This is a genomic window from [Micrococcus luteus] ATCC 49442, from assembly GCF_010367585.1.
Lineage (GTDB): Bacteria > Actinomycetota > Actinomycetes > Actinomycetales > Micrococcaceae > Arthrobacter > Arthrobacter luteus_A.
Genome location: NZ_JAAAXP010000001.1, coordinates 1803436 through 1815888 on the forward strand (window position 1 = coordinate 1803436; position 12453 = coordinate 1815888).

2 protein-coding genes are annotated in these 12453 nt (G+C 64.2%); both read right to left on the reverse strand.

Annotated features, from left to right (window positions below):
* Positions 1-36 precede the first annotated feature (36 nt).
* Positions 37-6144, reverse strand: a complete 6108-nt coding sequence (locus GUV69_RS08135; protein WP_164201332.1) for an Ig-like domain-containing protein — start codon at positions 6142-6144, stop codon at positions 37-39.
* Between the two features lie 163 nt (positions 6145-6307).
* Complete coding sequence (locus GUV69_RS08140; protein ID WP_164201334.1) at positions 6308-12448, reverse strand: Ig-like domain-containing protein; 6141 nt, start codon at positions 12446-12448, stop codon at positions 6308-6310.
* Between the last annotated feature and the right edge of the window lie 5 nt (positions 12449-12453).

The window sequence follows — 12453 nt, forward strand, 5'->3', positions numbered from 1 at the left end:
TCCTTTTCTAATGGTGCTGGATGTCATGGGGCCGGCTTACCGTTTGGGCATGTTGTTTGGCGGGTTGCAGCCAAGGGAAACAGTGTCGCAGCGGGCATAGTTTCCTGCCGCTCCGCCCGAAGTCAGGTGGTACCAAATGCCCGAGGGGTTGGACGTGGTCTTGTACCAGACCACGTAGGCATCGGTCTGGGCCACAACTCCGGAGTTGAACCAAATGCCCGGGCTGAGGCACTGATCCGGATTCGTGTTGCGGTAGCTGTCGGTGCCGTAACGCGGTTCAGTGCAGGTGCGCACGGGTGCAGTAACGCTCCACGATGTTGGGGGCGGAGGCGTCGGGTCCGTACCGGAGCGTGAGTTCGCGGAACCTGCCGGACCGGGGTCCACCGTCACTGCCCGGACCTTCAGGTTGCGCTGCTGGTCCCAACCGCCGGCAGCACGATCGTAGCGGTTAGCCTTGCCGACGTTGATCCAGCCGCCCCCTTCATAGCTCACTTCGTAGTGGCTCAGTGGCCGGCCATTGGTGGCGGCTTCATTCCAGGTCCAGTGCACATCGCCATCACCCTTGGCCGACGTTCTGCCGTCCACGTTGGGCGCGCCGGGCGGACCGTAGGGATTACCGGTACCGATGGGTTGGGCGTCGCCTGAAACGTTGTTCTTGGTGGACGTGGCAACGATGGTGACGGTAATGTCCCGGCCGTTGGTGAGGCCGCCGATGGTTCCGCCGCCGGCCTGGATACCGCCGGAACGGCCATCCGCGTTGTAGGAATACTGGATCTCGGTTTCGGTCGAACCGTTCCGCTGGGCCTGGGTCAGCGGCGTGAACGTTACGCGCAACTGACCGCTGGTGCCTGTTGCGGTTACCGTTCCGCCGCTCACCTGACCCGGTTTGCCGGCTGCACGGATGGCAGCGGAGGGAGCACTGGTCCCGGACGTTCCGGCCTTGTTGGTGGCGGAGACGGTGAAGGTGTAATTGGCCTCGGAGTTGTTCACGGTAACGTTCTGCGTGGTGCCCGACGTGACCGGCTGCGTGGCAACCACGGCCCCGCCCTGCAAGGTGTTGAGCGTGTAGGAGGAGATCGCGTCGCCGTTGTTGTTCGGCGCGGTCCAGCTGACCTTTAGCTGGCTCGTGGAACCAAGCTGTGCGGCCTGCGATGCCGTAGGAGCCGCAGGCGTAGCCGGCACACCGGCAGGCACCTCAGCGGCTGAGTACGCACTCCACTCGGAGGGTTCCTTGGCATCGTTCCGGGCCAGGACCCGCACCTTGTAGGACACGCCGTTCTGGAGTCCCTTCCAGACGTAGCTGACGGCGGTCAGGTTCTGGATCTGGGCATTCTGCCCGGCAGGCGGAGGCGAAATCTCAAGGTCGTAGGACTTCACCGGCGACCCCTTGCTGGCCGGTGCCACCCAGTTCACGGCAAGCTGCTTGTCACCGAACTTGAGGGTGGGAGCCAGGGGCGTGTCCGGTTTGACGTCGGGGCGGACCTCCGCGGAGGCGGGTGAGCGGTCAGACTCGCCGAACTCGTTGGTGGCCGTCACCTCGAACGTGTACTTGGTGTTGTTGACCAGCCCGGTGAGGGTACAGGTGTTGGCCGGGCAGTCCTGCCTGAAGCCGGCGCCGTACACCGTGTATTTGGTGATGGGCGCCCCGCGGTCGGCGGGCGCGCTCCAGGTCAGAAGGGCCGTCTGGTCCCCCACGCTCTGGGCCTGCGGAGTGCTCGGTGCCAGCGGCTTGTCCTTGACAGTGAGCCGGACCCGGGCGGTGGCCTGCCGTGAGGCTTCCTGGGTTTTATCGGCCACCGTGTAGGAAACCACCAGGGACCCGCTGAATCCGGGGGCGGGCGTCACGGTCAGCGAATCGCCGGATACTTCAACGTTGCCGCTGCCGGTTTCGGTGGCCGCAGCAATGATCTTCAGCGGCGTTTCCGGGAACGGGTTCGAGTCGTTGGCAAGCACATTGACGGTGAGCGGCTTGCCCGCCGCAGCGTTAGGTTCGAGGTCGTCGTTCGCCACCGGCTTGGGCCGGTTGGAGGCGATCACGGCCAGCTGGTATGTGGCGGTTGCCTCCATACCACGCGAATCCGTAGCTTTGACCTGCACCGCACCCGAGGTACCCGTGGCGGTTGCGCCGTCCACGGAGGTCTTGAGGACCTTTCCGTCGATGCGGGCGTTGAAGCTGGCCGGGCTGCCGCCCACCAGTTCGTACTTCATGGTGTCCACGTCGTCACGGTCCGGATCGGACGTCAGCCGGCTGAGGTCTGTGTCGGCGGACTCACCCTTCGGCACCTCAACGGTGGCGCCGAGCAGTTCGGGCGGGTTGTTGCGGTTTGGATCGGGCAGCACCTTGGTGCGGATGCTGAGGGTGGACTTCAACCCGGCCGGATCGTCAACGGCGGTACCGTCAGTGACTTCGAAGCTCAGCGAGCCAGGGCCTACGTAGTCCGTTCCCGCCGTGTACTTCAGGGCGGTGCCGTCGCCTGAGACGGGGTTGCTGCCGTCAGCTCCAATGAGCTTGATCCGGTCCGTCTGGGTCAGGCGGGGAGAGCGTCCTTCACGGACCTTCACCCACTCCTTGAGGTCCACGTCGACGGACTGGCCGGAGACGACCTCGATCACCTCGTCCTTGGCCAGGGTAGGAACCTGTTGTCCCAGCCCGGGCACCCAGATGATCGCGGTGGACTTCTGCCCGTCCACGTCTTCGACGTAGTACGGGATCAGTTGCGGCTGTTCGGTGAGCTCCACGATCATGTTGCCTTCAGTCCCGGGGCGCGCGGTCAGGGCCTCGGTGGTGATCTTGAGGTTCTCGCCCACGCCGTCCGGGTCTTCGTCGTTCTTGAGGACGGGCACGTCAACGGCGGTCTTGCCCATGGCCTGGGCCGACGTCACACGGTCGTCACGGGCGATGGGGGCTTTGAGGGGAACCTCGTTGTCCACCACCACGCGGATGGCGGCCTGGGCGGTGGCCCCCCGGTCGTCGGCGATCGTGTAGCGGACGTTGACTGTTCCTGCCGCGTTGGGGGCCAGCAGGATGATGCGTCCGCTGGTCTTGCTGACGGTGGCCTGCAGGGCTGCGTCAGCCTCGATCCCTTCCGTGAGGATGCGGATGCGGTCCCCGTCAGGGTCGGTGTCGTTGCCCGTGGCGTCGACGGCGATCTGCCGCCCCGGACGGACCTTCACCTCGTCATCGACGGGTGTGGGGTTCTGGTTGGTTTCGCCGCGGGGCGCGATCCCGACGGTCACCGTTCCGGTGTTGACTGCTCCCTGCCTGTCCACCACCTTGTAGCGGAAAGTGTCTGTTCCGGCGCCGTCGCCGGCGGCCGTGAAATCGATGAAGTTGCTTCCTACGGTTGCGGTACCCATCGCGGGGGTGCTGTCGATGCCGGTGAGCTGGACGGAGTCGCCGTCGGGATCAATCCCGTCAAGCGGGACAGGGATCCTGACGGTGCCGGCGGCCACCACGCGGGCCGTGAGGTTACGCGGCTGCGGACGGGAGTTCTCCGCGCCTTCCAGGGGAAGGATGTGGATGGTCACTGCGGCGGCGCTCTTCTGTCCCTGGGGGTCCACCGCGTTGTAGATGGCCCGCACCGTTTTCGGCTGGGCACCGGCGATGAACCGCACCGTATTTTCGGAGACGAAGCTCTTGCCGTCCAGTTCGTCCACGGCCTGCGGCAGGACCGGGTCAACGGTCAGTTCCTGGCCCTGGGGGTGGGTGTCGTTCTCCAGCACCGGGATGGTGACGACGTCGTTGACGCGGACGTTCACTTCGTCCGATTTGGGCTGGGGTGCTTCAACGACGGCGGGAGCCGGAACCGGGACCACGGAGACGCTGCCGGTGGCTGACTTCTTGCCGTTGGACATGGTGTATTCGAAGCGGAAAGGTTCCTTGGTGCCCAGGACATCGGTGATGCGCAGGACGCCGTGGTCGATCACGCTCACGGAAGCGGTGTTGTTCTCCGGGAGCTGCACGGACTGGAGCACCAGCACGCCGCCGGACGGGTCCGAGTCATTCGCCAGCGGGTCCAGGAGGACGCTGCCGCCGGTCGGCATCAGCGCAACATCATGCACCGCGACGGGGTCGCCGGAGTCGTTGCCGGACTCAACGTCAACGCGGATGAGTCCCTGGCTGCTTTGCGGTCCGTTGCTGGCGATGTACGTCAGGTAGACCGGACCGGGAGTGGTGCTGCGGAAAGTGAAGGTTCCGCCGTCGGTGACTGGACCCAGCTCGGCCGGTCCGTTCGCCTCCACCTGCGCCAGGCGGAGGGCACCGCCGTTGGGATCGACGTCGTTCTTCAGGGGTGCGATCACCAGGTCCTGGCCCACCACCGCCGTGACGTGGTCGGCGTTGACTACCGGCGCCAGGGCACCGGGCGGCTGGACGTTGATCACAACCTTTCCCGTGACCGAGGCGCGGCCATCCCAGATAGTGACTTCCACGTTCTTCTTCCCGGCCGTGGCACCCGAGTCCTGGAAGGTCAGCAGTCCGTCGCGGCGGACCTTGACCTGGTCCTGGTCGTTGTCGGCTTTGGCATCCATCAGGACGAGGTCGTCGCCGTCGGGATCGGTCCAGTCGGTGAGGATGTTCTGGCTGACGGTTTTGCCCTGTTCCACCAGCATGGTGGTGGGGTCACCGCCGCGTTTGAAGACGGGCGGCCGGTTTTCCTCGTCGCCCACGATGTTGAGCGTGACCTGGCCGCCGGCGGAAAGACCCCGGCCGTCAGCAGCGTTGTAGTTGAAGGTCTCGGTGCCGGGCCGGGCGTCTGCCGGGACGGCGATTTGGAATGCCGTGCCGCCGTAGATGCTCTGCAGGGTCCCGGTTTTGGGGCCGGACTCGCCGACGGCGGCGGTCAGGACGTCGCCGTCGGGATCGGAATCGTTGTCCAGGACACTGAGGATGGTGGTGCGTCCGGGACGGACGCCAACAACGTCCGGTTTTGTCTCCGGCGGCCGGTTGGGTTTGGTGCGGTCCGGCAGGACGTTGATGGTGTTGTTGTCCGCCGATTCCTGGTCCTGCTCATCGGACTCGTTTTTGGGCGGGACAACATCGTCCCAGTTGTTCACCAGCTGCATGTTCTGGTTCACCAGCCACACATTCCCCGAGTTCACATCGTTCAGGACCACCAGGTCCCGGTTCACCCGGAAAACATACGACGGCGACGCACTCGCCTTCGGCACGTCCACATTCTTATCATCAGCATCATTCACACAATCACGGACATACTTATTCGCCCCCGACCACGCGGCATGCACACACCCGCCCAACTGCACCGGCGCGGCAGGCACCCCTTCGCCGTCGAACGTCACCGTCTTCGCCGTGCCGCCATCCAGCGGCTGCTTCAACAACGCCTTCTGCGTCGCAATTGCCACAAAATCACCGGCCGGCCCGTTCTGCTGCAACTTCGCATCCCGCGCCTCAGCCAACTGCAGCCGCTTCCCGCCCGGCAGGAACAAATTCCCCGCCGCAGCATCCAACACCACCGGCTTATCCCCCACCACCGTGATCTGCAGGTCCCCCGCACCCTTCAGCTCACCCCAGGTACTCGAATCAGAGCTGACCACCTCGCCGTTGGCATCCACAGCGGTCACCGTGACCACACCGGACTTCGGGTCAGCCGAGTACACCCTGTCGTCGGCGCCCACCGCTGACACGAGGCCCTCAGAGCCCACCATCACCGGCTCAGAGGATTCCTGGTCAAACCCATTGACAGTCGACGGGGAGAGAGCCCAGACCTTCCCGGCCGCCGGATCAGTCACCGAGATCACCCCGGCGCCAAAGCTCACATCCGCCGAACCCGGAAGCTGCTTGTCCCCGCCCAGGCGCATGTTCGCAGGAGAAACCTGGTTCAGCGTCGAACCCGTCTCATCATCCACAAACACATCCCCGGCGCTCTGGAGAATGTCGAACGTCGTACTGGCCGGCGTCACCGCACCATCAAGAACACGCGACGGGTAATTCAACCGCCCCACAGCATTATTGGACTTACTGACAACCCACACACCGCCGTCGTTCAACTCCACCTCGGTGGTCTTGAACCCCGGATAGATGATCGCCCCGGCCACCAACACAGCACCAGCCGCGGCAAAAGCCGAACCGGTAACCAGTTTGTTGTGGCGTTTCTTGAGACCAAGCTTCCCCAGCAGAGTTGTCACAGTGTTTCTTTTCCCCTGAAATTTGTGGCGGCCCCCAGGCCAGCCCGTCCAAAGACCCGGTATAGGGCTCTCTGTTCCCGCGCTAGCCTACCGAAGCAGGATGGCGGCCGCGATGGGGAGCGCTCCCCCACCGCGGCACGTTTGGCGCTGCCCAGAATAGGCTTCAGCAATGCGGGATCCCCGGCCCGCCAGGCCATCCAAGCTTGGTGTGCCCCGAAATTACATAACGTCCCACGTTTCGGGAGGAACCGGACTCCACACGGTAATACGGCTGGTCGGGTCCGCCGGACCAGTTGTCGTTTTGCACCACGTAACACTTCACAACGATGGTGTCCTGCGTACTGACGTAGAACCACGGCGGGTTGTCGCCCGTGACGCGGTCGCAGTCGAAGTAGGGGTTGGGCCGGTAGTTTGACCCGCCCAGGGTGTAGCTGCAGGTCCGGACTAGTCCGGTGTCCTGAACCAGGGTTGTGGTCCACTGGCCGATTCGCCCGGATTTCGCGCTGGCGCCCGCGACAGGGCCGCCGGTCCCGACGGAATTGAAGGTCTGGACTTGGATGGTGACGGTCTCTTCGTAGCCATTGGTGTTGACGGTCCTGCTGCCCGATGCAGCCACGTCTTCCCATCCGCGGCCGCCGACATTGATCTTTGTCCGGGCGACGTCGAAGGAACTTGGAGACGGCGATGACCAGTTCAGCGTGACGGACTTCTGGTTCATGGCACCGTCCTGGCCAGACGCTGAAGGCGTTCCGGGTGATCCGAATGGAGTGGCGGAGGCAGGGGCGCTGGCGTTCGAGCTTGGCGCTACTGCCGAGTTGGCGATCACCGTGATGCTGACGGAGGCGCCGTTGGCGAACCCCGCAATGGTCTGTCCCGGAGCAATGGGTCCGCTGGTGCCGTTGCTGGCGTTGTAGCTGTAGCTGACCTCGTTTTCGGCGGAACCGTTGCGCTCGGCCGCAGTGAGCCGCCGGAAGTCAACGGTCACCGACCTTCCTGCGCCCCCGGTGTTGGCTGGAGTGGAGCTGACGCCCGAGACCTGGCCCAGTTTGCCAGTGGCACGGCGTGGTGCTGAGGCGGGGCTAACCCCGCCTTTACCTGCCTTGTTTTCTGCCTGCACGGTGAACGCGTAAGCGGCCTCGGAGTTGTTGGCCGAGAAGTTGGCCGTCCGTACCGTCCCGGCAACGGTCTGCGTCTGGGCTGGACCGTCGCCGCCACTCATGGTGACGTAGTAGTTGCTGATGGGATCACCGTTGGTGTTGGGTTCGGCCCAACTCACTTTGAGCTGGTTCTGTGTGCCCACGGATTCTGTCACTGCGGAGCTGGGTGCGGCGGGCGCGGCCGGAACACCGGCGGGGTTGTCTTCTGCTGAGTACGTTCCCCAGTCGGAGGGACCCAATTCGTTGACAGCCTGGGCCCGGACCTTATATTTCACGCCGTTGGTCAGCCCGGTCCAGGTGTAGTTCAGCCCTGCCACGTCGTTTTTCACGGCGATGCCGGTCGCCGGTGGCGGCGAGATCTCCAGGTTGTAGTGCTTGACGGCCGAGCCCTCGGATTTGGCGGCAAGCCAGTTGATCACCATGTTTTTGTCACCGGCCTTGACGCTCGGCGCTTCCGGCGGCGACGGCTTTTCGTCGGGCCGGATCTCGTTGGACTGTGCGGAGGCAGGGGAATCCCCCACCTCGTTGGTGGCGGTAACCGTAAAGACGTACTTCACGTCGTTGGTCAGTCCGTTCAAGGTGCAGGTAGTGGTGGCGCACTCTTGCTCGAAGCCGTTGTTGGAGCGGACCGTGTAGCCGGTGATGGAGGCTCCATTGTCCGACGGCGGCGCCCATTTGAGCACAGCGGTCCGGCTGCGGACCTCTGTGGCACTGGGGGCGGACGGGGCATCGGGGGCATCCCGCACGGTCAGCCGGAGCCTGCCGTCAACCTGGCGTGACAGGTCGCCGGTTTTGTCGGCCACGGTGTAGCGGACCACCATAACGCCCTTGAAGCCGACTGCCGGGGTCACGGCTATGGAGTCCCCCACTGCGGCGGGCTGGCCGGAAGCTGACCCGGTTTCAACAGTGGCCGCCACGATTTTGAGAGACGTGTCCGGGAAGGGGTTGAAGTCATTGGCCAGGACGTTGATGGTCTCCGGTTTGCCCGCAGTGGCTTTGTCCACCACGTCGTCGTTGGCCACCGGCATGGGCCGGTTGGAGGCAACGTGCCGGGCCAGCATGGACGCCGTGACTGCCGGAGAGCGGCCGTCAGTGACTTTCACCGGGATGTTCCCGGTGAACCCGATGCCCAGTGAGCTGTCCGCCCCTACGGTCAGCACAGCACCCTCGATCGTGGCGGTGAAGCCTGCAGGCAGGGTCCCGTCCAGCGCAAATGTGAGCTTGCCTTTGTCCTGTTCGTCCACGTCCCGGGCGAGCCCGGACAGGTCGACGGTGGCCTTCTCAGCCTTCGGAACGTCCACGGACGTGCCGCTGAAGGTGGGCGGATGATTGGCGTTGGGGTCCGGAATCACAGAGGTCATGATTACCAGGGTTGACTTCAGGCCGGCAGGATCGTCGGGTCCGGCACCGTCAGTGACTTCGAAGGTCACCGATCCGGGACCGACATAGTCCGCCCGCGCAGCGTACCGCAGCGCCGAACCGTCGGACTGGATGACGCCCTCGGACGATGCACCCTGGACACGGACCGCGTCCGCCACGGTAACCCGCGGCCGCCGGCCGTCGCGCACCCGGACGTATTCGGCAAGGTCAAGGGTGACCTCCTTGCCGGCCATCACTTCGACCGGTTCGATCTTGGCGAGCGTCGGGTATTGCTCCCCCTGGCCCGGGATCCACATAAGGGCCGTTGAGGAGAGTCCGTCGATGTCGGTGACGCTATAAGGAATCAGCTGGTCCTCGGGAGTCAGGGTGACCACCACGTTCCCGGAGCCGCCATCACGGGCATTTGGGTTGCCGTCCGGGAGGCTGATCTTGAGATCTGCCGCCACACCGTCGGCGTCCGAGTCATTTTTCAGGACCGGAACGTCAACAGCCGTTTTTCCAAGGGTCTCCGATACCGTGACGCGGTCGTCCTTGGCGACGGGACGCTTCAGTTCGGCGTCAGGGCTGACCCGGATCCGGATGACAGCGCCGGCGGACGCCTTTTTGTCGTCCTGGATCCGGTAGCTGATGCTCTCGTTGCCGGCGGCATCGGGCGCGGTGAAAAGAACCTTGGCGCCATCGGATACCTCCACCTGCAGTTCAGGTTTTGCCTCGAAACCGTTCATCACCAGGCTCAACGGATCACCGTCAGGGTCTGAATCATTGGAGAGGGCCTCAACGGCCACTTTTCTGCCCGGCCTGATGTCCACGGCGTCGTCCACGGCGATCGGCTTTTGGTTGTTGGGTTCGGGCGGGGCGATGCCCACGATCACTGTGCCTGTGTTTTCGGCGCCAATCCGGTCCCGGACCCGGTAGGTGAAAGAATCTGTTCCGGCTCCGTCGCCTGCGGCAGTGAACTCCAGATAGCCGTCCCTGACCACAGCAGTGCCCATGCCGGGTGCTTTGTCGACGCCCAGGAGCTGGACTGAATCGCCGTTGGCGTCGATGCCGTCCATCGGAACGGGAATCTTCACCATCATTCCCGCCACTACGCGGGCAGTAAGGTTCCTCGGCTCCGGACGGGAGTTTCGTTCATCGTCGCGGGCCTGGATGCGGATGGTGACCTGCTGGGAGTCCACCTGGCCGGACTCGTTCTGGACTTTGTAGATGGCGTAGACGGTTTTGGGCTCAGCGCCCGCAATGAACCGCAGATAATCGCCGGAGACAAACATTCGGCCGTCGGCGGCGTCCGGCTGCTGCGCCAGTTCGGGCAGGAGGGTGAGCTTTCGGCCGTTCGGGTCCGTGTCGTTGGCCAGCACGGGGATGCTGACAACATCGTTGGTCCGGACGGTGGCTTCGTCCGGTTTGGCCTGGGGCGCTTGGAGCTTGGTGGGTGCCGGGACCACCAGGACCGAAATCTCGCCGGTCGCGGAGGCGCGCCCATTGGAGATCGTGTACTTGATAGTCAGCTTGCCCTCGGCGCGGACATCCGTAATCCTGACCACCGAGTGGTCCAGAACCGCCACGCTGACCGGAAGGTCTGCGTCCGCGGTCACAGACTGCACCACCAAAACCCCGCCCGACGGGTCGGCATCGTTACCCAGCACATCCACCAGGACGTCGCCGCCAGTGGGCAGCAGTGCGATGTCACGGACCGCCACCGGAGCGCCCTCGGAATCGCCTGCCACAACGTCAACCCGAACCAGCTGCTGCGCGCTGGCGGGCCCGTTGGTTACCAAGTACGAGACGTAATGCGCGCCCACCGAGTTGGAATTGAACGTAAATGTCTGTTGGTCGGGATTCAGCGTTGCCGACGACTGCGCGTCTGCCGTCGCCTGCGCCAGCCTCAGCACGCCCCCTTGCGGGTCGGAGTCGTTCTTCAGTGGGGTGACCACCGTGTCCGCTCCCGCGACGGCGATCACGTGGTCGGCGTTGGCGATGGGCGGAAGGGCGCCCGGGGAGCGGACGTCCACAGTGATTTTGCCTTCGGAGGTCGCCTGCCCATCGGATACTGTCACCGAGAGGACCTTACGTCCCGGGGCAGAGCCTGAGTCCTGGAAGGTCAGCTGGCCATCGGGCCGGATCCTGACTTGGTCCAGCGGATCCGTGCTCGTGGCGGCAACGGCGAAGAGATCGTCGCCGTCGGGGTCGATCCAGTCGGTGAGGATATTCTGGGTGACACTCTTGCCAGCCTGCAAAACGAGCATGGCGTTCCGGTTCGGCTTCTGCCGCGGCGCAGTGTTCTCGCCCGGCGGCACGATGTTCAGGGCTACGTCCGCGGTGGCGGAGAGCCCGCGCCCGTCATCCACCGTGTACTTGAACGTTTCGCTGCCGGCCTGGTCGGCGGGTACGGCGATCTGGAAGCCGGTGGAACCGTAAATGGGCGACAGGGCGCCGGACTTCAGGTCTGCTGCTGCGCGGACGGTGAGAATGTCGCCGTCGGGATCGGTGTCGTTGTCGAGGACAGGGAGCACGGTCGTCTTGCCTGCCCGGACACCGAAGGCATCCGGGTTTGCCACAGGTGCACTGTTGGGTTTGGTGCGGTCCGGCAGGACGGTCTGCTGGACTTCATCGGCGGAATCCTTGTCCGCGTCATCGGAGGTTTCCTTCGGCGGAATGACGTCCTCCCAGTTGTTCACCAGCTGCATGTTCTGGTTCACCAGCCACACATTCCCCGAGTTCACATCGTTCAGGACCACCAGGTCCCGGTTCACCCGGAAAACATACGACGGCGACGCACTCGCCTTCGGCACGTCCACATTCTTATCATCAACATCATTCACACAATCACGGACATACTTATTCGCCCCCGACCACGCCGCATGCACACACCCGCCCAACTGCACCGGCGCAGCCGGAACACCCTCACCGTCAAACGACACCGTCTTCGCCGTCGAACCATCCAACGGCTGCTTCAACAACGCCTTCTGCGTCGCAATAGCCACAAAATCACCGGCCGGCCCGTTCTGCTGCAACTTCGCATCCCGCGCCTCAGCCAACTGCAAACGCTTCCCGCCCGGCAGGAACAGGTTCCCCGCCGCAGCATCCAACACCACCGGCTCATCCCCCACCACCGTGATCTGCAGATCCCCCGCACCCTTCAACTCACCCCAGGTGCTCGAATCGGAGCTGACCACCTCGCCGTTGGCATCCACAGCGGTCACCGTGACCACACCGGACTTCGGGTCAGCCGAGTACACCCTGTCGTCGGCACCCACGGCGGAGACGGTTCCCTGCGATGCGGCTAGCACCGGTTCCGTGGATTCCTCATTGAACCCGTTTACTGTGGACGGGGAGAGGGCCCAGACCTTGCCCCTGGCGGCGTCGGTGACGGAAATGACTTCGGTGCCAAAACTGACGTCGGCTGAACCCGGAAGCTGCTTGTCCCCGCCCAGGCGCATGTTCGCAGGAGAAACCTGGTTCAGCGTCGAACCCGTCTCATCATCCACAAACACATCCCCGGCGCTCTGGAGAATATCGAACGTCGTACTCGCCGGCGTCACCGCACCATCAAGAACCCGCGACGGGTAATTCAACCGCCCCACCGCGTTATTGGACTTACTGACAACCCACACACCGCCGTCGTTCAACTCCACCTCGGTGGTCTTAAACCCCGGATAGATGATCGCCCCGGCAACCAACACAGCACCAGCCGCGGCAAAAGCCGAACCGGTAACCAGTTTGTTGTGGCGTTTCTTGAGACCAAGCTTCCCCAGCAGACTTGTCACAGCTT